Raw genomic sequence first — 23811 nt, 5'->3', positions numbered from 1 at the left:
CGTTGACCCGACTGCTGTTATATTGTTATTAAAATGCGCCGCGTAAACCAAGTGTATAAGTCGTCCCCGGATAAAATGCATCAAAGGCAATGCCAGAGTATTCGTGCCAGTTACCTACGGGTTCGTTAGTCAGGTTATACGCATCGAACGTTACCGTCATGTCATAACTTACTGGCAACTGATAACTGGCTGACAAATCTACCTGAGTTCGATCGAAAGAAAAAACTTCCTTGCCCTGGCTGTAATAGCTGGCCGCGCCGTCTTGGTGATACAGGGTTAAGCGGGTTTGAAACGCCTCGTTTTCATAAAAGGCTGTCGCGTTGTAGCTCCATTCAGAAATGCCGGTAATAATGGCCTCTTCGTCGCTGGCGTCCTGTTTAATCGTGGTGGCACTGGCGTTAAAGCCCATGCCTTCCACAATAAAATCCAGCGGCATTACCCATACTGCTTCAAAACCGCTTAATGTTGTTGAGCCGTCAATGTTGTTACGCGTATTCACTACCGTTGTACATTGGCTGGGACCACCGCATTCCAACAATGCCTGCTCCCGGTCTGCGCCAATACTGGTAATATCCATACCGTAAGTAGGCAGCTCGGTAAATGGAACCGTTACACTGTCTGAACGGGTAAACCCTGTGACTTCTTTTTCAAAGTAGGTTAACCCGACATAGCCGAGATCGGAGAAGTACCACTCGCCACCAATATCAAAGTTTGTAGCTTCAAAAGGCGATAAATAAGGATTACCGGCGTTAACCGATTCAATTCCCGATCCGCCCCATGAGGCATTGGGAAACATATCCGAAGGATTGGCGCGTGTGAGGCTGCGCGATGCGCTAGCGCGTAATTTTACATCTTCAGCCACGTCATAGACGACACTGAATGAAGGCAACAGCTTGTCATAGCTGGCGTTGGTTTCGCTTTCTGTGGTTGCCACGTTCTGATCCGTCGACACCCAGCGCACGCCCATGTTCATGCGCAAGTTTCTGTCTGCAATCTCCGTTTCTGCATTGGCTTCAAGATAAAGCCCTAATACTTCTTCAGTGATATCGCCCACCGTCTGGCCAAACTGATCGCCCGCCTGTTCAATAGCATCAAAGTTATTATAGTCTGTCGCTTCTTTTAACCGTGCCCAATCGATCTGTGCAATGCCAGTATACCCGCTGTACCCGCTTATACTGTTGCCCAAATCATTCACCAGTGACGGGCCAAGATAATCGGCAAAGTTGTTATAGGCATCTGAGCCAATCACGTTGTTTTCGGTAAACTCTGCCGTTCCTCCAAAGCTTCGCATATTGCTGGAATTTTCATCCCAGGCGATGCCAAATTTAAAACCGTTATAATCTGGCGCTTCGCCATATTCAAAATCCAGGTGTAAACCTTTTGTCTCAGTTTCGCGATGATTGCGCTGAATGCGGAACATATCGCCAAACTTTTCATCAGCAGCAATTTCACCATCACCGTTTTGGTCATATTCCTGTTGCCATGTCCAACCAATATCAGGACTGGCTGGATCTTCACTGAAATTGAAACTGGGGACTTCGCCGTTTTCAAAGGTCATAGTGCCGCTGGGCGACATGTACAACGCGTAGGGTTCATCGCGGTCAAATTCTGATTTGGTAAAACTGGCAGACGCTTTTACATTTAATAACGACGTAGCTTGCCATTCCACATTAGGCATTACGCTTAGAAAAGAGAGATCTTCCTGGTAATCGTGAGACCCCACCCAGATGTGTGAATTATAGAATGTGCCGGACTGAACGTAGCCGTTACTGTCCACGGTGACATCTTCAGGAATGATAGCGGCGCCTTGATGCAGATAGTTGCGCCGCCCCCACCACATAGCTTCGGTTCTTACAAAGTCTTTAGAAGCATCGGCGTACATGATATCCAACGCCATATCCAGATTATCGCCAGGACGATACTGAAACGATACCAATCCGGAAACGCGATCCCGATCACCATAGGTAAACATGGGCCGGCCCAGGTACGGCAACAACGCGGTATCCAATGTTTCAGCATCCAAGCCGGAGGTGGCTACCGGATCAACCGCATCGCCAACATTTACGCCGGGATGGGCGGCAGCATAGTCTGCTGTGGCTTCAGGGCTCCAGAAAAAGTGATTAAGCCCCTGACTACCGTCCACACAGCTAGAAGCTGAATGCTCGGGATTATCCCACTGCGCGGTACAGCCATCGGTGAACAATGATACCGCTTCATAACCATCAACCCGCGATTTTGTATTGGCACCAGCGACACCTATTAATACCCCAAATTCTTCCCCGGTCTTCTTATACATGAAGGAATAGCGTGGATTAATTTCTTCGCGAAGATCCCCATAAGCCCCTTCTAACGAATACTTAAAGCCATCTTCGCCAGCGTCAAATGGCCTGGCGGTGCGCATATTAACAAAACCTGAAACACCACCTTCCAACTGACTGGCTGTCGCAGTTTTAGATACCGCGAGGCTGCTGAACAATTCGGTAGGGAAAATATCCAAATCGACTTCGCGATTACGGTTTCCCGAACCCAGGCTGCCGTCCGAGGCAATGGCGATGGAATTTCCATTTAAAGCAATTTTGGTAAAACTGGGGCCTAACCCCCGTACGGATATCTGCTGGCCTTCACCCGTCACATCCCGGTTTATTTTTACTCCGGGAATACGGCTTAATGATTCCGCCAGATTCTGGCTGGGCATTTTACCAATATCATCGGCAAAGACTTCGTCCACAAAGCCTTGCGACTCTCGCTTGGCAGCACTGGAATTAAATAAACTGCCGCGGTAACCGCGAACTTCAATAACCTCTGTTTGGGCGGGCGCACGTTCTACCTGCTCGGATTCATCTTCGGCTTGCTCCTGTCCATAAGCGCCCGCTGTTGCTGTGGCAATGGCTAGCATCAACAAGCCTTTTTTGCTCAGCGTAAACTTTCTCTTCGTTGTCATAAATTACCTCTTAACCCAACGCCTGATCCCGTCTACGCATCAAGCGTTTCGCTATGTCGTTAATTGTTCCACTGCAACATGAATACTTGTATACAACCTCAAGCTGCCGCCACTATAACCATGTGAAACACCCCTTTCCATAGCTATTAACAATTTTTTGATGATTTGATAAAAAACATAATCGCGATGTGAATTTAGGCGAAGGTTTAATCGGCCAGGTTGCTGCCTGCCATTTGCACGGCTTATTTACGCAATAGAAGCCACAGGCTTAAAAGCAGGTTCAGCTTTCCTTACTCAACACGCATCGCAAGTCTGACCTGCAGCGTCAGCTCTACTGTTGTCACAACGTGGCGGACGGTAACCGACATAGGCATTTGAACATCCAATCAATTTAATTAACAGGATGTGGAAGGAATCATCTATACTGACGGTTGTATTGATAACTACAGCATTATGTATCCGAAAATTAGCAAACATGGCAATCCAGATCTCTTATACACAATCGACTTCAGAGCAAGTGTTTCAACATCTTCGTGACGAGATTGTGAACATGTCTATCGAACCAGGCTCTGGCATGTCTGAGAATACTCTGGCTATGAAATTTGGAGTCAGCCGCACGCCTATTCGCGAAACCATTGCCAAACTGGTTGCTTTAGGTTTTGCTGAAGTGAGACCGCAACGGGGCACTTTTGTGTCCAAACTCAGTATTTCAAAAATTCTCGAAGCCCGATTTATTCGTGAAGCACTTGAAGTCGCGATTGTGAGTTATTGTGCAGAGTTTGGTAATGAAGAACTGGTAATTGACTGCGAAAGCCTCATCCATAAACAGGAGCTGGCAGCGAATAAGCATGATGCCCTCGCCTTTCAAAAATTAGATGATAATTTTCACCAGTTGCTAGCCGACTACTCGCAGTTCCAACGCGCTGCAAGCTTGATTCAGTACGAGAAAGCGCACATGGATCGAGTCAGAAATTTAAGCTTAAAGGAATTTGGCGGGCAGTACGACAGTGTGTTGTCGCAACATCGGGCTATTGTAAAAGCCATTCGTAACAAAGATATCAATGCGGCTCGTCAAGCTATGACCACGCATTTACACGAAATTCTAAATGTTTTAGATGGCGTAAAACGAATGCATCCTGATTTTTTTGAAGAGGAAGCATTCGTCATTTAACCACCTCGACGGGATTAACTTAAAGATCTGCGGGGGCTTTTGTGCCCCACAGATATAAGCCGCTTTTGCTAAAGAATCATTCTTCCGCTATTTATCAAACCTATAATTACTCCCATCATGCCCGCTAGCAGCCCGCCATAAAGCCCACTGCGGGTGAAAACTTTTTGTGCCCGCACCCCTCGCTTTTTCATAGTTGTGCAGGCGAATTTATCCACCGTGTTTGCAAAGATAATTTGCTGATTTAAACGCGTTAGGTATACCAGCCCGATGGCAAAAAGAGAATAAGCAAAGACTGGTGCCAGCCAGCCGCTGGTAAGTTCATAAGCGGCACCAAGCAGTGCGGCGCTCAATACCAGCCACAAAAGTGTATAATTTCTTACTCGAGTAAGACGCACTTTAGCCTTTTCATCTGTCATAGCAGTTAGTGCCACTCTATAACCTAAACAGATAGCCAGCCCCCCAATTGCCGCCCCAAGTGTTGCGCCACTAAACAGCCATTTTACACTTCCTATCACGCTTACTTTCCCCAAGCTGCCAGCACCGCTGGCAGTTACCGCCGCTTTTGCGGGTGCGCTCACCGAAAGCGATCCCAACGCCATGGATGTAAACGCTATCGTAGGCGTAGTAGTAACAATGACTTTTCCGTATTTCGACAGTAACTGTTCCTTCAATCTGCTTCGCGCGCGGGAGAGCTTTTGCCGCACAGCCGCTTCTGACAACGACAACAGACTTGCCACCTGCACTGTTGATTGCTCCTCGCGGTAGTAAAGCAGCAAAACTTCCCGAGTTTCTTCGGGCAATGTATTCAAGAGCTTGCGAATAATTATTTGCTGCTCTTTCCGCTGATAACTGCATTCAATGTTTGAAGATGCGTCAACAAATTGAGCAAAAAATTCGTCCGCCTCGGCCCTACACGCTTTCTCTTTTGTGCGATTATCCCGTAGATAATTAAGTGCCGCATAGCGGGTCGATTGTCGAAGCCACGGCAGGAAGCTGGCGTTATTTTTTAACGTCGATAAATTCTTCCAGCAACTGATATACACCTGCTGCGTCACTTCTTCACTGGCGTCTAAATCTTTGACAATAGCCAGCGCAATACTACTGATAGTTGCACTTGTGGCAAAAACAAGGCGCTCAAATGCCTTGATATCGCCACCTTTTGCTGCCAAAACATCTACGTCAATGGTGGTTGATATCGCGTCCATTTTTATCAATCCTCAATAAAATGGATAATTTGGCGCGCCAACCAATTGGGCTGATCAAACATAATAAAATGACGGGATTCCCGATTCATGATTAGCGTAGCATTAGGCGCCTTTTCCAGTTGCTGTTGGTACAGCGCCTCAGCAGCGTTCTGCTGCGAAACGTTAGTAAACGCGCCCACTGCACCCAACAGCAGGATTGGTGCAGTAACAGTTTTGAGGTCGTTGCGCAAATCTGTCGTCAGTAGAGTATATATCGCCTCTCCTACAGTTTCCGGGTGGGAGTGCCTGGCCATCGCGAGAACCTTTTGCTGATCCTGCTTTGCCGTGGCCTGTATAGAAATGTTCGCCTGCGCCTGCTGCTCGAGTTGCTCGCCATTGAAATACCGATATTGCTGGCGCAACATGCTGGCCTGGCCTTGCATCATCGCCACTGTTGTTGCTGAACTACGGGTAAAGACCGGCGCTAAATAGGGTAAACCGTCAACGCTGATCACTTTACCAATGCGCTCGCCGTAGTTTACTGCCAGCCAAAAGCCGATAAATCCACCGAGGCTGTGACCGATAATTACCGGCTCATGTAGCTGGTTTTTCTTTATATATTCGCCGATTTCTTGCATGGTATGTTCAAGTGACGGATTTTTCGCCGCCGGTGTACCCGCAAATCCAGCCAGGGAAAGCACATGCACCTCATAGTTTGCCGTCAGCGTTTCCTGTACGCTATTCCAAACAGTGCCATTAGACATAAGACCAGGAATCAGAATAACCGGCCTCCCTTCACCGCTGACCTGCTGGGAAAAATTTTCTTCCGCGGAGGCAGTAAAAGCTGTAACGAGTAGTGCCACTATTAGCCCCCAAAATTTGCATTGACGCGATTGGAGCGTGATGTGCGCTACGAGTTTATTCATAATATTATACTAATCCACCTTTTCCGAAACCATATTAATAAGAAACGGGAGCCGAAATATGTGTGACAAAAAAAGGTGAATTTTTAGCTTGTTGGGAGAACGCCCGCTATTCAAATGTCTCAGATAGCCACCCCAGCTTACGAGCCGCTTCTTCAATTTGTGTTGCAATCTTAACGTCAGAAAACTTTTCTTCATTCTGCTGCAAATCACCATTCACAGCTAATTGCTTGTCCAGCACCTGCACGAGAGTCTCAGCGTAAGGCTTAAGTTCGTCAATACTTTGAAGAGTATTAAACGGCTGCGCCTTGAGCATATTTTTTTGAATCATTGCTTGCAAATAATCAGCGCAGGTTGCACGCTTACTCTGATACGATGCTTTTTGCCATGCCAGTGCTGTTTCACTGTGAAGGCTGCCATGCGCAAACCAGGTGTCAGCAGGTGTTTGGATGTTCTTTGTTGCTATATTAATTGCCAGTTGATCGAGTGAGCTTGAAGTAGGGGAGCAGGCTGCTACTGTTAGCACCATTGCTGCCAGCATAACTCCCACTTTCAGCAATTTACATTTTCTCAGCATTTTTTACCTCCATGCAAAATTCGCAATAACCTACCGGCGAAATGTTTTTCCGTTCCCGCAGCGTTTATAATAGCGCAATAATTAAACCGCTGGCGAACTTTCATTGCCTGCTGAAATGCAAATTATTAGCATGGAAGGCAATAACGCATTCTGCGTTATGCCCTGTTGTGATCACCTGATTTGGATTACCTCGGTACCAGCGGTTAATCCTTCAGCGCTGGCAGTCACTATAATTTCACCACTCTGTCGTTTTTTAGCTTTGATAATAGCCAACACTTTGCCGCTAAACGCTTCGCGCGAAGAAGAAGGAAACGGGGTAAAGTTGGTTGAATCGCCATTATCTGTAGCAACAATTTCAGCGTTATCTGAGACTGAAAAGGAAACCTTATTTCTCGCGGTGGGAACCGTATTACCGTTGTTATCTGTTACCTTCACCGTGACAAACGCCAAATCTTCACCATCCCCAGCAATTTTCGTTCTGTCGGCTTCAACCGACAAGCCAGTGGCCGCGCCAGTAGTGACAACAGTTTCCTGCGCCCATGGCTTACCCGCTTTGTAAGCTACAGCTTTTACCGTGCCAGGTTCATACACCACATTGTCAAACCGTAGTCGGTACTCGTACTGACCTTTTTTCTTTTTGCCTTGGGATTTGCCATTAATAAACAGTTCCACTTCATCGCCAGACGTAAAAATATGAATTGGCGTAACTTTACCGAGCCGCTCCGGCCAGTTCCAATGCGGTAGAATGTGCACCATGGGAAAATTCGGCCGCCACTTACTTTGATACAGATAGAATCTGTCTTTTTTAAACCCCGCCAGATCAATCATTCCAGAATACGAACTTCGTGCAGAGTAATAAGGCGTGGGCTCCCCAAGATAGTCAAAGCCGTTCCAGACAAACTGCCCCGCGACAAAAGGATACATATCCATATATTTAAAAACTTTGTCTGCTGAAGACCCAAAATCTACCGCATGTAATTCGTACGAGCTAACCTGATGAATGCTGGAGTCGCCTCCTCGCCCATCCCGCACAGGGGCGCTAAATTCATCAGTGACCGGAAAAAGATAAATGCCTCGGCTACTAAAAGCCGAAGCAGTTTCACTGGAAAGTATCACTTTGTCTGGGTGGGCTTTATGAAAAGCCGGATAAGAAGGAGGCGTCCGAATTCGCTCGGTGCCTTCAAATTCGGGTAACTGCCGAATGCCTTCGCCTTGATAATTCAGGCTGATAACATCAAGGGCAGCAGGAAAAGGCATGTCTGCTTTCGCCCAGTTCATTGACGCTGTGACCGGGCGAGTAGAGTCTTCTTCCTTTACAATGCGGCTAAGCTCACGCGCGATCTTAGCTCCCTCTTCGTCTGTATACTGCTCGCCTACCTCATTGCCGATAAACCACATGATCACCGATGGATGATTACGATCCCGGCGCACTAACGCTCTAAGATCCTGTTCATGCCAATCTTCAAAAATAAGATGGAAATCCAGCGGCGTTTTCTTCTTATACCAGGAATCAAAAGATTCATCGGTAACCAAAATCCCCATTCTGTCGGTGAGTTCCAGCAACTCCGGCGCCGGCGGATTATGCGCGACACGGATAGTATTCACGCCCATATCACGCAGAATTTCCAGCTGCCTTTCCGCCGCTCGTACATTAAACGCCGCTCCCAACGCACCTAAATCATGGTGCTGGTTAACCCCTTGTAAAGGAATAAGCTCGCCGTTGACGTGGACGCCGCTACTGGGATCGAAACGCAAGCTGCGGATACCAAAATTGGTTTGATAAGAATCTTTTAGCTCTCCATTTTGCCAAACCTTGGTAATAACCGCGTATCGGTTTGGTGTTTGCGTGGGGCGCGGCCCCCATAGTTTAGGTTGTTTTAAGGTTATTTGACTGGCGATGCTAGCGTCAGCGTTTTTGCTGATGCTGACAGTTTGTGGCGCAAAAGAAATGATTTGATGGCCGTTTAATTTGCCCGTTTCGTTAAGCTCGTAAACATCGTTAGTCACTTTCACTTGAACGTTGGCGCTACTGCTGTTCTGCAACTTCACTGCCAGCTTAATATCGGCAGACCCATTGCTGACATTCTCAGTGGTCACCACACTGCCCCAGTGCTTAACATGGACCTGCTCCGTTTTTACCAACCACACATTGCGATAGATTCCACCACCAGGATACCAACGAGAAGAACTAGGCGGATTATCCAAACGAATTGCCAATTGATTATCGCCACCGGCACGAATATATGGCGTCAGATCAAGCCTCCAGGAGCTGTAACCATATGGCCAGCCGCCCACAAGATGCCCGTTTAACCACACCATGGCGTAAGACATCGCACCATCAACATCCAGATAAATCTGTTTATCTTTATCGTCTTCGCTTAAAGAAAACGATTTTCGGTACCAGGCGACGCCATCGCTGGGCAGGCGACCCATGCCACCACCGACTTCAGGATCATCGCCTTCAAAAAACGGCCCTTTGATGCCCCAGTCATGGGGTAGCGTTATCGCTTCCCACTCGCTGTCATCAAAGCTTGCCTGAACAAAAGGAAATTTTGCCCCTGGGTTTCCAGGTGGCCGTACGTGCCGCTTTGCAGGATCAATGATGAAATCATTGCCTGTCGGCATTATCCAGGGTTTTAAGACATTGGCGATTGCGTTAACTTCTACCGCATCTGTAGGTTTACTATCGGCTTCCTTTGTATCGTTAAAGCTTTCCACTTCAGGACGCACATCGTATATCAGACCATCTGCCTGCTTTGAATCAGCATATTTATAAAAACGCCAGCCTTCATTGAAGGAAATACGTTCTCTTGCCGCAAGATCTGTAGCAGCATCGGCTTCATCGTTTCCGGCACAGCCTGCCAATGTCATCAGAAACACAAGCAAGATAAGTAAAGCAAGTCCGCTTCGTCGTGGCGTCATTCCGTATCCTGATAAAGTCATTGATGATAATCCAGCATCTTGTATACAAGTTACCCACTATACACCACCACGTTAAATGTTAAAGAATAGGCAATATTAAGTAACAGGAATACAAAATAACAAAAAGGCGCCGTAGCGCCTTTTAGAGAAAACAATAGTGACTTTATTGCTAATGCCGTTATCCCTGCATATCTTCCAGCTCTCTGCCTTTAGTTTCGTAAATTAATTTCGAAACAAAGACAATCGACAGGAACGCACATAGAGCATAGAAACCGTATGCACCCGCCAGCCCAATACTGGCCAGCATCATTGGGAATGTCCAGGTAATCGCAAAGTTGGTTATCCATTGCACCAGACCACTGACGGCCAGTCCTGAACCGCGAATTTGATTAGGAAACATCTCGCCCAGCATGACCCACATTACCGGGCCCCAAGACATGTTGAAGAAAAATACGTAAAAGTTGGCGCATATTAATGCCACAGGTCCCCAGTCACCGAGTATCAGGCGTCCGCTGGGATCTTGATCAGCATTTACGAAAGCCACTACCAGCATGACTAGAGCAACGGTCATGCCTACCGAGCCCCACTTCAATAGCGGCTTTCTTCCCACTTTATCGATAATCAGTAGCGCCAGAACACACGCGCCGATACTAATTGCCCCGCTGATTACGTTGATTAACAAAGCATCGGATTCTGAGAATCCCACCGCCTGCCAAAGCACCGCACCATAGTAAAAGACTACATTAATACCCACCAACTGTTGAAACGTCGCCAAGCCAACTCCGACCCAGACAATCGGCCGAATTTTGCCACTGGTTTTTTCGATTAAATCGGAGAAGCGCGGTTGATGATCCTCAGCCAACGACGATTTAATTTCGCCAATTTTTTGTTCGCCCACACTGTGACCATACAGACGAACGAGAACATTACGCGCTTTTTCTCCTTTATTTTTTACCATCAGAAAGCGAGGACTTTCAGGAATAAAAAATAACATTGCGAAAAATAAAAATGCAGGGATAAGTTCTATCCAAAACATCCAGCGCCAGGCTTCATAGTTTAACCAAAGCGGATTTGTTGAACCTTCAGCAGAACCCGCTAACAAATAATTACTTAAAAAGGCGCAAAACAAGCCGCTGATAATCGCGATTTGCTGGATAGACGTCAGCATACCGCGATATTTAGCTGGCGAAACTTCAGCAATGTAGGCGGGTGCCATGACTGACGCAGCGCCGACAGCTAAGCCACCGAGGATGCGGTAGATGACAAACTCACCTGATGACTCAGCTATACCTGAGCCCCAGGCGCTGATGATAAACAGCACAGCGGCTATCATTAGTAACGCCCGGCGACCATAGTAATCGGCTAAACGCCCGGCAAAAAAGGCTCCGACAGCACAGCCTAGTAACATACTGGAAACGTTAAATCCCGTTCCTACGCTCTCGGAATTAAAAGCAGCTTGTAAGCCATCAACAGTGCCATTAATTACACCACTATCAAAACCAAATAAAAAACCGCCAATGGTCGCTACAATGCTGATAAACACAATAAAACCTGTGTTATGTGTGGCATCGTTGGCCGGTGTTGTTGCCGAACCCTGTACTACGTTTTCCATGGGTTACTCCTGCTCCATGTATGGGTCTATAGGAATAATAGATCCGTCTTTACGATATTTAAGCTCGGTCATTTTTACACTACGCAAATGTGTTTGCCCACCAGACAGCGAACTATCGTGATAAAACAAATACCACTTGCCGTTAAATTGCACGATAGAATGATGATTGGTCCAGCCTTCTACCGGCTTTAGTATTACACCCTGATAGGTGAAAGGCCCGTAGGGGTTATCGCCCGTGGCGTAGACAATCTTGTGGGTATCGCCGGTAGAATATGAGAAGTAATATTTACCATCATATTTATGTACCCAGGCAGCTTCGAAAAAACGGCGATCGTTATCGCCGGTGAGTAGAGGATCGCCGTTTTCATCCAGCAGTTCAATTTCTCTCACCGGTTCGGCAAACGAAAGCATATCATCACTGAGTTTAGCTACCCGAGGACTCACCGCTGGCGCATCGTCCGCGGGGTAGGTATCTTCCGGCGAATACTCATCACCTTCATACCGCTGTAGCTGACCACCCCATATGCCGCCGAAATACATATAATAACTACCATCATCGTCGGCATAAACGGCAGGATCTATACTGAAGCTGCCTTCTATCGGCTGAGGTTCAGGAGTAAACGGACCAGCCGGATTATCGCTGGTTGCCACGCCGATGCGGAATATGTCTTGTTTGTCTTTTAAAGGAAAATAAAGATAATATTTTCCATCTTTAAAGGCAGCATCTGGCGCCCATAACTGACGCCCCGCCCAGGGAATATCTTTTACTGAAAGCGCCACGCCATGATCTGTAACTTCGCCGCCGACTTCGTCCATCGACAAAATGTGGTAGTCACGCATATCAAAATGATCGCCGTTGTCGTTTTGGGGAATTCCCGCTTCGACATCGTGGGAAGGATAAATATATAGCTTGCCGTCAAACACGTGAGCAGACGGGTCGGCGGTATAAATATCGGTTACCAGAGGCTCTGCTTTTCCAGAGCGCACTTGCTCAGAATTGTTTTTTGCCATAGCTTCTGTTGCTTTGGGTGCAGGCGTCGTTGCGCCTTTATCCTTTGCTGAATCTGACGGTGCCGGCTGACAAGCACAAAGCATGATGGCAGACACGGCCGCTGCAACAACAGACCGATTTACATTCACTTTCGCCACATGATTCTCCTTAATTAAATACAAATATAATCGCGATGAGAGAATAATGCAGATAACTCAGACCAACAGCAACGTTAATCAGTTGCAAAACAAGATAACGCCATAGGTGTGTAGAATAACATAAATTTTACAACAGTCGCACAGTTGCTTTCTCTGCTGTGGCTGAGGCAGAAAGCGGAGAGCAGTTTCTAATAGGCTGATATTACTTGGCTTTCACCACCCAGCGGCTGGGCGGAGGCCCTAAATAGCTGGGTTTAATTTCATCGGTGTGAATAACAATTTTTTGCAGCACCACGCCCATATCCTGCAGGTATATTCGTAGCACATGTTTTCCCGGCCGGGCAACTTTCATGGTCGCTGTTACCTTACGCACATTATCCAGCACCCCTTTGGCCCAATCTTTTTTATCTACTGCTCCTTGTAACGTTACAGCCGCATGATTATCCAGCGCAAAAGCAAAACGCAGGTGATTATCGGGAGTCACGCCAAAGCTGGGGGAGAGGTAAAAATCTACCGTATGCTCACCCGTGGAAAAAAATGTCAGCGGAAATTCCAAGTAGGGACGTGCAGCCTCTGTACCTGATAGTGCTTTATCAGCAGCCTGCCAGGCGCGCATAGCGCTACCGGTTCTTCCCAGTAACTCGATACGCTGCCACTGAGAGGCGTCCGTATTCTGTTTTACGCGACCATCGCTGGCAGGCATAGAGATATAGCCATCAGCTTCGACAAATCCGCCAGCGGATTGAATAGCATTAGTTTCGGGCTTTTCAGCAACGACGTTGACTGTTGCACCGCCCCATCCAGTGCCAGTAATAGAAACTTGAGCCTTGCTGACTCCTGCTGGTAGCGCTGCCCAATCTATTGATACTGCCAGATTCTTGCTATCTGTTACGCTTCCCGTTTGTTCTGATAACTGAACCCACGGCGCGCTAGTCGAGGCACGATAAGTAAACGGCTTGCTCTGACGATTATAAATGGTAATAGAACGGGATGATTCACCAAAAAAGGTAAATCGATCCAGCTGCAACGCTTCATCAGAATATTCGTTGGCTGGCCAATATGTCTGCGCACCTGCTACCGTCACGCCCATATCTGCCACTGCCGGTTGTGCCAGCGCTTTGGTATGCAGTACCGGAGGAATATTGGCAGGTGGATTGCGCCAGTTTACATAACCTATGTGAGGCTGAGACATCATGCCGTTCCAGCGCCCTTCCTTAAGCTGATGATAACGCGCAGTAAGTTCGGCATCACGCTTGAACCAGCCCTGTGTTGCGGTTGCCATATCATTGGTAAGCGCTCTTTGCTGTGCGGCGTAACGCGCGTTGAGCGCCTGATGGCGGTTAAGCTCGAAGACCGCCTGCGAAGCCCACAGCGGATAACCAACCAGTTGAAAGAACGAGCTTTGATACTGCGCCGACAACGACTGCTGAAGTTCTGCGGCAATAGCACTGGCGGCTTGTAGATCGGCGGCAACTCGCGATGCCTCGTTATAGTTATCAATACTGTAAGTGTCAGGTTCCAGCGCTTCTGGTTTGCGCCGCCCATTATGCAAGGTATAGGTATTTAATAAACTGCTGACTGTACTTGCGTTGTCACTACCAAATTGCTGTGCAGCCCATTGTTCAGTGAAGGCTTTTGGAGAGTCGCCATTAAAGCGAGTGGGATTCCAGGCCATGCTTAGAAAAAAGTCGATAGGCAATTCCATGGGCTTTAAGTCGCCGACATTGGTTACCCAGATGGTGCGCGCGCCGTATTCGTAAGCCTGGCTCATCTGCTCGTAAACTTTTCCTAGCGGCACCGTGTTTATCCAGCGATACGAGCGCGGTCCACCCACATAATCAAAATGATAGTAAACCCCCGCGCCGCCTTTACGGCTTCTTTCCTCTTTCGTGGGCAACCGCCGAATATTACCAAAATTGTCATCTGACCATAGCAGCGTGACATCTTCCGGCACTCGCATGCCCCGCTCATAAAATCCTTGCACTTCTTTATATAGTGTCCACACCTGAGGCACGTCAGCCAAAGGTCGATCGGTGAAGGTTTTCGCCAGAATGGCCCGTTGATCAGCGACTACTTTTTCCAGCAGGGCGACATTTTCACCTTCACTCATGGGCGTATCTTCCTGCCCGCGCATTCCCAGAGTAAAAACGCCTTCCCTATGTTGGTAACGTTTCGCGCCCTCTTCCCAAAACGCAGCTAAGTTATCGGGATTGGTAGAATATTCCCACTTTCCTTCACCGTAACGGTTCCATTCTTTATCGGCGCGCATCATCGGTTCGTGATGGGAGGTGCTCATCACAATACCCATCTCGTCTGCCAACACCGCGTTTTGCGGATCGTCATCAGCAAAGGCATTATTCCACATGGCGGGCCAAAGAAAATTGCCCTTTAAACGTAACAGCAACTCAAAGACATGTTCGTAAAATGCAGCATTGTAACCGCCGAATTTCTCCTGACTCCACGATGTCAGAGCCGGAGCTTCGTCGTTAAGGAATATGCCGCGGTATTTTACCCGCGGGAAATCTTCAATCCGCGTATCGGCTGCAAGATACAAGTTGTCCTTTTGTATCACCGGCACATCCGCCCACCAGTACCAGGGCGACACCCCTATGGTCTCGCTAATATCATAACTGCCATATATGGCGCCTCGTTTATCTGCACCGGCGATAATCCACGCCTGTTCAACGCCCTCAAAAGGGTGACGTAAATGTTGAATTAGATAGCCATCCCATTTTTGCGCGATCCCCTCCACGTTCAGTTTACCAGCGGCTATTAATTGAGCCAGCAATTTACTGCGGCCCAGTTCGCCGATAATAACAACCTGTTGCGCATTTTGTGGCAAGGTGCTCTCAATGAGAGGCTGGAGCCCTGTCACGCGCTGGATATCATTTTGCAAATCTGTGACTGCGCGACGTAAACCGGCTGATGCTTCGACATCAATAATGAGTGGCGCCGCTGCACCCTCTTGCGATACAAGTGCAAATGCGCCCTCGCCGGGTGCGGTTAAGTAATTTGAAGCGTTCGCCGAAGCCGAGAAAGCCAGCAATAAAAGTACAACTATGCGAAACGCATTTATCACTCTGCTTGCTCCCGAACATGCAGACCAACCATTGCACCCACAAAACCACCCGCTTTTTCTGTACTTAAAATGCTGGCGTCCTGAGCGTCCCCCACTGGGCTCCACTTGTCTTGATGATCGCCGTCTTGATGAATAAAGAACTGCAAACTACCTTTGTTCCCTTCTACTTTAAGTTGAAGGAGTTCTCCTGCGCTTACATTTAACGCAACTGAAGCGACATTTTGCGCGTTGCCAGCAACCACTTTTTCAACAAAGCCTTGCCAGGATTGCCCCTCTTTACGTACAGCAAAAAAGTAGTTAGCCTGCCGATTTTGTAAGACCAATAATCCCGCCGCAATGCCGTCTTCTGGCACCTGAACCTGCGTAGTGGCGGTAAATGTCTGATGCTGCTGTCGCCGCCCGATAAATGCAGACTGTGCTGGGTCGGTGATTGTGGTGGTGATAGGAGCCATTTGCAGCTTTCCATCTGCGAGCGTCAGCCAATCACGGTTGAACGTGTTCAGCCCCAGCCACTGCGGTTTTAACTTAGTAGTATCGAAATTGTCTCGCCAGGTGCCGTTGCCTGTAAGCGGCCATTGGGTGCCAGCTTGCATGCCGATGGGCCCGGCCAGAGTGACAGGCACGGGCGCCTTTGATTCAAGATAATGTGGCCAGCCATCTTTCCAGGTAACAGGTAGCAGGTAGGTTTCTCGGCCGGTGTTATAAAGGTTTTCCTGGTAAGGCCGGGTTGCCAGAAAAACGCTCCACCAATTGCCGTCGGGCGTTTGAATAAGATCGGCATGCCCGGTTGAGGTAACGCGGGTATTCTTGACGTCTCGTTGAGTAAGAATGGGGTTATTTTTATAGGGCACAAAAGGACTGTCGAGGCTGCGGGTGCGAAACACCACTACGGAATGATTGACGCTGGTTCCGCCTTCTGCGCTGATAAGATAATACCAGCCGTTGATTTTATAAATATGCGGACCTTCAATCCACACCGGTTTTGCCGACAAGTCTACGCCGCCATTTACCAGCAGCTTGCGTGATCCTTTCACCACTTTCATTTCATCAAGGTTCAGCTCCCACATCCACAGTGCGCGATGACCTTCATATAAAGGCGTGCCAGGCGGTTCATCGTTGTGGGTGATATAGGCTTTACCATTGCCGTCGAAAAAGATATCCGGATCGATACCGCCAACTTCAGGCAGCCAGATAGGATCAGACCAGGGTCCTGCCGGGTCTTTAGCTGTAATGATAAAGTTGCCGCCAGCATCTACCGCAGTGGTAATAAGATAAAAGGTTCCTTCATGATAGCGTAGCGTCGGCGCGAAAATGCCTCTGGATAGCCCTAAACCCGCAAACTCTACTTGCGACGGACGGGATAGCGCATGCCCCACCTGCTCCCAATGCACTAAGTCTTTACTATGAAAAATCGGCAATCCTGGGGTATACGCAAAGGAAGAGGTTACCAGATAGTAATCGTCGCCTTTTCTGGTAATACTGGGATCAGGATAAAAACCCGCCAAAATAGGATTGCGAAACCCGTTCTCAGGCAGTTTTTCGGTAAATTGCTTATCATTGCCTTTATACTCAAACCATTCAAATGCCGCCATGCCTTTACTCCACGCCATATTGCTCAACAAGCATATGCCAATAGCGCCGATAAGTTGCTTCATACATTCTTTCCCTAAGTGGTGCTGCGCCTTGATGGATGGCGCGAACAATAGGCGCTTTATGTCACCTGTTGTTAAGTTACTGTTAATCTAACAACAGATTTAACCTGAAAGGCGGCTAATAATTCAAATATCCAGGGTTACGTTTACCGTCTGCCAACTTGCGATTTTTCGTTTATCTTCTGTTTCACTTACAAAAAAGCCCGAGCAAGTCGGGCAGGTAAACGCAGAAGAGGCTATCCTTCCAATAGTAGGTCCAAATCCACTTCGACAGCATTGGGTTTGGCATTTTCTCTATACTCAATGGGTGTTTTGCCATAGTGCTTTTTAAATACCGCATACAGATATTGAAGAGAAGGATAACCGCAAATTTTGGCAATTTGCGCAGTGGTTTCGTCAGTTTCCTTTAACATTTTGCAGGCGCGTTGTAGCTTCTCATTATGAATTTCTGTATGAATGCTGTGACCGCGTTCTTCTTTAAACCGGTTTTCGAGGTTTGAGCGGGATATCCCGACATAATCCAGTACCTGATCTACCTTAATTCCACGGCAGGCGTTTTGACGAATAAAATGCATGGCTTGCATAACGTGGGCGTCGCTAATGGCCTTAAAGTCGGTAGACTGGCGTTCAGCCACCCGCTCCGGTGGTACAAGAATAGGGCGCTTCGGCGCATTCTGGCCTTTTAAAATTTTATGCAATGTTTTTGCGGCCTGAAAACCCATGTCAAAGCAGCCTTGCTTGACGGAACTTAAACTTACCCGACTGAGAAAGCGCGCAATTTCATCGTCATCGATGCCTATTACTGACATCTTGTCGGGAATCAGCATGCCGATATGATCGCACACCTGCAACAGATGACGAGCACGGGCATCAGTAACGGCAATGATACCAATGGGCGTGGGCAAACTTTTCAGCCAATCAGAAAGCCGTTTAATGGTGTATTGCCAGGTTTCAGCGCGTACCGGATGCCCGCGGTACACATAGCATTCATAACCTTCTTTCTCAACGATATCCAAAATGGCATGTTCACGCTCTTCTGCCCAACGCTGGTGTTCATCAACGGGCGCACCATAAAAGGCGAAGCGCTGAATACCTTTCTGACGTAAGTGCTGGAACGCAGCATTTACCAGTTCGTAGTTATCTGTGGCAACGTAAGGCACGTTCGGATAATCACTGGCGTTACGATAGGAGCCACCAATCCCCACAACCGGCACCTTCGCTTTTTGCAGAGCGGCTTGAATCTCAGGATTGTCATAGTCGGCGATGATGCCGTCGCCACTCCATTCGTCTAAATGATCCAGTCTGGCAAGAAAATCCTCTTCCAGATAGAGATCCCAATCAGCTTTGGAAGTTTGCAGATAGCTGCCAATTCCTTCAATGATTTGCCGGTCGTACACCTTGCTCGCGTTGAACAACATAGTAATGCTATGCGTATTATCAAACATAGTCTGTGCCCCAGATTTGAAAACAAAATTAAATAAAGATTATTATGATTTTTACCTTCGACTGGCATACTAGTACATCTTAAAGGAATTAACAAAAAAATTACAAGATTTCATAATTGTTCTTTTGCGTTTAGATAATCAGCATACGGGTACTCTTGATTCTTTAAGTAAATTTACACCATGTACATAGGCATAGATTTAGGTACGTCGGGCGTTAAAGTCATCTTGACAAGCGAAGATGGCACCGTTGTCGCTACGCAAAAAGCCTTGCTCGACGTTTCCATTCCCCGGCCTTTATGGTCTGAACAAAACCCGGAACATTGGTGGCTTGCTACCTGCGAATGCTTGGATGCGCTAAAGCAACAACAGGATCTTTCTAAAGTTAAAGCCATTGGTCTTGCCGGACAAATGCACGGCGCAACCCTGCTTGATGAGCACAATAAAGTGCTAAGACCCGCCATTCTCTGGAACGATGGGCGCTGCGAAAAGCAGTGTAAGGAAATTGAAGATGCCGTGCCTGCGGTACATGACATAAGCGGCAACCTGGTAATGCCCGGCTTCACCGCCCCCAAACTGCTATGGGTAAAAGAGAATGAACCTGACATTTTCGCCAAAGTCGCCAAAGTGCTGCTACCGAAGGACTACCTTCGGTTTCGGTTGTCAGGTGACTTCGCCTCCGATATGTCAGACGCCGCAGGCACTATCTGGCTAAACACCGGCAAACGGGAGTGGAGCCATGAGCTTCTGTCCGTCTGCGGGTTAAGCAAAGAGCACATGCCAGCGCTTTTTGAAGGTAACGAGATTACAGGTTACCTCAAGCCGGAATTGTCTGAGCGCTGGGGAATGAACAAAGTGGCGATGGTTGCTGGCGGCGGTGATAACGCTGCCGGTGCGGTAGGCTGCGGAATTGTAAATCCTGGGCAAGCCATGCTTTCGCTGGGTACATCAGGGGTATATTTTGCCGTCACCCGGGATTTTCGCTCTAAGCCAGAATCGGCCGTTCATAGTTTTTGTCATGCGCTGCCCGACCGTTGGCATTTAATGTCGGTAATGCTAAGTGCCGCAAGTTGTCTACAGTGGTTTGCCAATAACAGCGGCTATAAAGATGTCGCCGAACTATTTATGGATATTGAAGCCAACACAAAAGCCGAAGACCCGGCTACACCTATTTTTCTTCCCTATTTAACCGGTGAGCGCACCCCGCATAATAATCCCAATGCTCAGGCTTCATTTTTCGGGATTACCGCAGCGACCACCCGAGCTCATATGGCGCAGGCGGTAGTGCAAGGTGTATCTATGGCATTATCCGATGGTATAGATGCGGTGCATAGCTGTGGCGTGCAGGTGGAAGGCATAAGCTTGATTGGTGGCGGCGTTAAAAGCGCCTATTGGCGTCAGCTGCTGGCAGATATCAGTGGCATTCCCATGAACTTGCGTATAGGGGGAGACGTCGGCCCGGCATTGGGCGCGGCACGATTGGCGCAACTGGCTATGCACCCGGAGCAAAAGGTGGCGTCTGTCTGTCCAATTCCTACCCTTGAGCACAGCTATCAACCTAACGAAGCGTTAGCCGATTATTACCTGCATCGCCGGCAAAAATTCCGGGAACTGTATTTTGCAGTGGAGCCCCAATTCGTTTAACAAATAAAAAACACAAAAGTTTATCCAATTTACGTAATTGTGCGAGAGACCAACTTTACCGAGTATTAACGCAAATACATTCATGGGCCCAGCGCCCAACCACTGGAGTAATTTATGGCAGATTTTTTTAGCGACATTAGCCCGATCAAATTTGAAGGGGCTGACTCCACTAATCCGCTGGCATTCAAACATTATAATCCGCAGGAAATGATTCTTGGCAAATCGATGGAAGATCATCTGCGCTTCGCCGCCTGTTACTGGCACAACTTCTGCTGGGACGGCGCCGACGTCTTTGGTAGCGGCACCTATGGCCGTCCCTGGCTTCAAGCTGGCGATGCCATGGAGCGTGCAAAACAGAAAGCGGATGTAGCATTTGAATTTTTTGCCAAGCTTGGTGCACCTTTCTACTGCTTCCACGATATCGATGTTGCACCTGAAGGCGATTCCATCAGCAGTTATATCAGTAATTTTGCCCAAATGACTGACGTACTGGCGCAAAAGCAGGAAGAGACCGGCATGAAGCTACTTTGGGGAACGGCTAACGTTTTCAGCCATCCTCGTTATATGTCTGGTGCAGCTACTAACCCTGATCCTGAAGTTTTTGCTCGCGCAGCAACCCAGGTGTTTCATGCAATGAATGCAACGAAGAAACTGGGCGGAGCGAATTATGTGTTATGGGGCGGTCGCGAAGGTTATGAAACGCTGTTAAATACGGACCTGAAACGGGAACGTCAGCAGTTCGGTCGTTTTATGAATATGGTGGTAGAACATAAACACAAAATTGGCTTTGATGGACTGTTGCTTATTGAACCTAAACCACAGGAACCGACTAAGCATCAGTATGACTACGACACCGCGACAGTTTATGGTTTCCTGAAAGAGTTTGGTCTTGAGAAAGAGTTTGGCGTCAATATCGAAGCCAATCACGCAACGCTATCCGGTCACTCTTTCCACCACGAAATTGCCACGGCCTTTGCCCTGGGAATTTTCGGTTCCATTGATGCCAACCGCGGCGACGCGCAACTGGGATGGGACACAGACCAGTTCCCTAACAGCGTTGAAGAGATGACGTTAATTTGTTATGAAATCCTGAAAAACGGCGGTTACACCTCTGGCGGCTTTAATTTCGACACTAAGCTGCGCCGTCAAAGCATCGACCCTGCAGACTTGTTCCACGGTCATATTGGCGGCATGGATACCTGCGCGCTGGGTCTGAAAAAAGCAGCCGCCCTTATTGAAAATGATTTCATTACCAAAGCCAAAGATAAGCGTTACGGCGGCTGGGAAGCTGATTTAGGCAAGAAAATCATTAGTGGTGACTATTCACTGGAAACACTGGCCGGTTTTGCTGCCGACAAAGAACTTGCTCCCAAGCATGTTTCTGGTCAGCAGGAACTGCTGGAAAACCAGGTAAACCAAGCAATCTTCCGCTAAGAATGCCTGATTGTTAATTAAAAAAAGTGCAGACCATCTGCACTTTTTTTATATCTTAAGGAACCCGAATGCGCGCGCCGCTTTTTTGTTTACTGTTATTTACCAGCACCGCTTCACTGGCAGAAGTGCAACTTCATCGGTTGTATTCCGATGGTGTGGTACTGCAGCGTCAGGTAGCTGTTCCCATAAGCGGGCAAGCATCTGATGAGAACGCCGTCACCTTGCTGCTGAATGATAAAACAATCGGCACTGCGCAAGTGAAAGATGGTAAGTGGTCGCTTTCTATTCCTAAGCAAGAAGCTGGGGGGCCGCACACGCTTACCGTTAAAGGAAGCAATACCGGTAACTCGCAAGCGGTTACCATAAAAGAGGTATATTTTGGTGATGTATGGCTGGCTTCCGGCCAATCGAATATGGAACTGACCATGGCGCGGGTGGAGGAAGCCTATCCACAAGATGTGCGCCAGGCAAATTATCCGTTAATTCGGGAATTTACCGTTCCTGATCGTTACAATTTTATTGCTCCGCAAGATGACTACGAAGACGGCAACTGGCAAACCGCCACGGCCAACAATATCCGTTCACTTTCTGCTGTCGCCTACTATTTTGCGCGTCAGATATATCTCAGTGAACAAGTGCCCATTGGAATTATTAATGCTTCACTGGGCGGTTCTCCCATTGAAGCCTGGATGAGTGAAAAGGCACTTTCTGCCTTTCCCGAAGCATTGGCGACCGGAAAGCGGTACGCCGATGATGCGCTGGTAGCGTCAATTGAAAAAAATGATCAAGAAAGACAATCGACCTGGTACACCGCTCTGGCAGATGCCGATACCGGTTACCAGCAGAAATGGCTTTCATCTGACTACAATGACAGTGCCTGGGAAACCATTTCCATGCCATCCTTGCAAACAGGCAAAAATGAGAGCTTTGCGGGTGTCTGGTGGCTTCGCCGCGCAGTCACACTTCCTAAAGCGCCCCGAAACGATTTAACACTGCGGCTGGGGCGCATTGTCGATGCGGATGAAGTTTATGTTAATGGTGTGAAAGTCGGAAATACCACATATCAGTACCCGCCCCGGCGGTATACAGTGCCTGCGTCACTGCTGCATAAAGGCAAAAATCAAATCGCCATTCGGGTGGTGTCGAATAGCGGTGAAACAGGCTTTGTGGCTGATAAATCTTACTATCTGGGAAATGACGACGCGCGTGTGAGCTTAACCGGTGACTGGAAGTTTAAAATAGCCGCCGAGACCAAGCCGTTAGCCCCACAGACATTTGTGCGCTGGCAACCCATGGGACTTTTCAACGGCATGATCGCGCCAGCGTTGGGGTTTCCTATTAAAGGCGCATTGTGGTATCAGGGCGAATCCAACACCAGCGACCCTACCCGTTACAAAGAAAAGCTGGCCACCATGATTGGCGACTGGAGAGCAGGTTGGGATCAGGGTGATTTTCCTTTTCTTGTGGTACAGCTTACCAACTTTATGCAGCGCCGCCCGTTACCCACCGACACGCCCTGGGCGCAGGTCAGAGAGCAGCAGGTAAAAATAGCTGAGGAAGTAGCAAACACGGCAAGCATTGTTACGCTGGATATCGGTGAATGGAATGATATTCACCCTGTGAATAAAGCCACGGTTGGCAAACGATTGGCGCTGGCTGCGGAAAATCTTGCTTATGCCAGAAACATCGATTATCAGGGGCCGGTTCTTTTAAACGTTAGCAGGGATCAGCAGAAGCTGGTGCTACAATTTGCCGAACAACATCCTCCCTTGATACTGACCCGCGATGACAACAGTGGCTTTGCCATTGCCGGTAAAGATAAAGTGTTCAGATGGGCAAAGGTGGCTACTGACAATCTACGCGTTACATTAAGTCATCCCGATGTTCCAGAGCCGAAGTTTGTACGCTACGCCTGGGGAGATAATCCGGTAGTTGGCCTGGCGGATTCCGCTGGCCTTCCTGCAGCACCTTTTGCCGCAGCAGTAGAATAACCAGACAGGAAGAAGAAAAATCGGAACCTCCAGGTCAATTTTAACAACACGACGTTTACAGTATTGTAATAGCATAAGACGTTGAACCTG

The 23811-nt window shown here is 48.1% G+C and carries 14 protein-coding genes; 4 read left to right on the top strand and 10 right to left on the bottom strand.

Annotated features, from left to right (window positions below; all coding sequences use genetic code 11):
* Positions 1-28: 28 nt before the first annotated feature.
* Positions 29-2941: a TonB-dependent receptor gene (locus tag CA267_RS11360; RefSeq protein WP_232367542.1), complete on the bottom strand. Its 2913-nt coding sequence runs from the start codon at positions 2939-2941 to the stop codon at positions 29-31.
* A gap of 475 nt (positions 2942-3416) precedes the next feature.
* Here CA267_RS11360 and CA267_RS11355 point away from each other — a divergent pair, with 475 nt between their 5' ends.
* Positions 3417-4112 carry a GntR family transcriptional regulator gene (locus tag CA267_RS11355; protein WP_075607376.1) on the top strand — a complete coding sequence of 232 codons (696 nt, stop codon included), beginning with the start codon at positions 3417-3419 and terminating at the stop codon, positions 4110-4112.
* A 68-nt stretch (positions 4113-4180) separates the two neighbouring features.
* Here the strand turns inward: CA267_RS11355 and CA267_RS11350 are convergent, their stop codons facing one another.
* From CA267_RS11350 to CA267_RS11310, 9 genes are all read right to left on the bottom strand, one after another.
* Positions 4181-5317, bottom strand: coding sequence for an RNA polymerase sigma factor (locus tag CA267_RS11350; protein ID WP_075607377.1), 1137 nt, complete (start codon positions 5315-5317; stop codon positions 4181-4183).
* Between the two features lie 5 nt (positions 5318-5322).
* Entirely contained in the window at positions 5323-6222 is a 900-nt protein-coding gene (locus CA267_RS11345; protein ID WP_075607378.1) for an alpha/beta fold hydrolase, read from the bottom strand.
* 106 nt (positions 6223-6328) lie between these two features.
* Complete coding sequence (locus CA267_RS11340) at positions 6329-6796, bottom strand: hypothetical protein (protein ID WP_075607379.1); 468 nt, start codon at positions 6794-6796, stop codon at positions 6329-6331.
* A gap of 171 nt (positions 6797-6967) precedes the next feature.
* On the bottom strand, positions 6968-9739 hold the full coding sequence (gene galB / locus CA267_RS11335; RefSeq protein ID WP_232367541.1) for a beta-galactosidase GalB: 2772 nt from the start codon (positions 9737-9739) through the stop codon (positions 6968-6970).
* 157 nt (positions 9740-9896) lie between these two features.
* Positions 9897-11330 carry a sugar porter family MFS transporter gene (locus CA267_RS11330; protein WP_075607380.1) on the bottom strand — a complete coding sequence of 478 codons (1434 nt, stop codon included), beginning with the start codon at positions 11328-11330 and terminating at the stop codon, positions 9897-9899.
* Between the two features lie 3 nt (positions 11331-11333).
* Positions 11334-12341, bottom strand: coding sequence for a glycoside hydrolase family 43 protein (locus CA267_RS11325; RefSeq protein WP_232367645.1), 1008 nt, complete (start codon positions 12339-12341; stop codon positions 11334-11336).
* A gap of 340 nt (positions 12342-12681) precedes the next feature.
* Entirely contained in the window at positions 12682-15558 is a 2877-nt protein-coding gene (locus CA267_RS11320; RefSeq protein WP_232367540.1) for a glycosyl hydrolase 115 family protein, read from the bottom strand.
* A complete protein-coding gene (locus CA267_RS11315) occupies positions 15555-17213 on the bottom strand; it encodes a glycoside hydrolase family 43 protein (RefSeq protein ID WP_075607381.1) in 1659 nt (552 codons plus the stop codon). Before CA267_RS11315 ends, CA267_RS11320 begins: the two co-directional genes overlap by 4 nt.
* A 233-nt stretch (positions 17214-17446) precedes the next feature.
* Positions 17447-18655 (bottom strand): XylR family transcriptional regulator, encoded by a 1209-nt coding sequence (locus CA267_RS11310; RefSeq protein ID WP_075607382.1) that lies wholly within the window; start codon positions 18653-18655, stop codon positions 17447-17449.
* Between the two features lie 180 nt (positions 18656-18835).
* On the opposite strand from CA267_RS11310, the gene xylB reads away from it, so the two are divergent.
* From xylB to CA267_RS11295, 3 genes are all read left to right on the top strand, one after another.
* A complete protein-coding gene (gene xylB, locus CA267_RS11305) occupies positions 18836-20296 on the top strand; it encodes a xylulokinase (protein ID WP_075607383.1) in 1461 nt (486 codons plus the stop codon).
* A gap of 114 nt (positions 20297-20410) precedes the next feature.
* Positions 20411-21730, top strand: coding sequence for a xylose isomerase (gene xylA, locus CA267_RS11300; protein ID WP_075607384.1), 1320 nt, complete (start codon positions 20411-20413; stop codon positions 21728-21730).
* A gap of 68 nt (positions 21731-21798) precedes the next feature.
* Positions 21799-23721 carry a sialate O-acetylesterase gene (locus CA267_RS11295; RefSeq protein WP_075607385.1) on the top strand — a complete coding sequence of 641 codons (1923 nt, stop codon included), beginning with the start codon at positions 21799-21801 and terminating at the stop codon, positions 23719-23721.
* Positions 23722-23811 lie beyond the last annotated feature (90 nt).

This window comes from Alteromonas pelagimontana (assembly GCF_002499975.2).
In the GTDB taxonomy this organism is placed as follows: Bacteria; Pseudomonadota; Gammaproteobacteria; order Enterobacterales; family Alteromonadaceae; genus Alteromonas; species Alteromonas pelagimontana.
The sequence above is the reverse complement of the archived record's forward strand: the minus strand, read 5'-3'. Positions and strand labels throughout refer to the sequence as shown.

Excerpts from the sequence above, each read along its gene's own strand:
- CA267_RS11360 (WP_232367542.1), bottom strand. The coding sequence starts at position 2,941 with ATGACAACGAAGAGAAAGTTTACGCTGAGCAAAAAAGGCTTGTTGATG.
- CA267_RS11355 (WP_075607376.1), top strand. The coding sequence starts at position 3,417 with ATGGCAATCCAGATCTCTTATACACAATCGACTTCAGAGCAAGTGTTT.
- CA267_RS11350 (WP_075607377.1), bottom strand. The coding sequence starts at position 5,317 with ATGGACGCGATATCAACCACCATTGACGTAGATGTTTTGGCAGCAAAA.
- CA267_RS11345 (WP_075607378.1), bottom strand. The coding sequence starts at position 6,222 with ATGAATAAACTCGTAGCGCACATCACGCTCCAATCGCGTCAATGCAAA.
- CA267_RS11340 (WP_075607379.1), bottom strand. The coding sequence starts at position 6,796 with ATGCTGAGAAAATGTAAATTGCTGAAAGTGGGAGTTATGCTGGCAGCA.
- galB (WP_232367541.1), bottom strand. The coding sequence starts at position 9,739 with ATGACTTTATCAGGATACGGAATGACGCCACGACGAAGCGGACTTGCT.
- CA267_RS11330 (WP_075607380.1), bottom strand. The coding sequence starts at position 11,330 with ATGGAAAACGTAGTACAGGGTTCGGCAACAACACCGGCCAACGATGCC.
- CA267_RS11325 (WP_232367645.1), bottom strand. The coding sequence starts at position 12,341 with ATGGCAAAAAACAATTCTGAGCAAGTGCGCTCTGGAAAAGCAGAGCCT.
- CA267_RS11315 (WP_075607381.1), bottom strand. The coding sequence starts at position 17,213 with ATGAAGCAACTTATCGGCGCTATTGGCATATGCTTGTTGAGCAATATG.
- CA267_RS11310 (WP_075607382.1), bottom strand. The coding sequence starts at position 18,655 with ATGTTTGATAATACGCATAGCATTACTATGTTGTTCAACGCGAGCAAG.
- xylB (WP_075607383.1), top strand. The coding sequence starts at position 18,836 with ATGTACATAGGCATAGATTTAGGTACGTCGGGCGTTAAAGTCATCTTG.
- xylA (WP_075607384.1), top strand. The coding sequence starts at position 20,411 with ATGGCAGATTTTTTTAGCGACATTAGCCCGATCAAATTTGAAGGGGCT.
- CA267_RS11295 (WP_075607385.1), top strand. The coding sequence starts at position 21,799 with ATGCGCGCGCCGCTTTTTTGTTTACTGTTATTTACCAGCACCGCTTCA.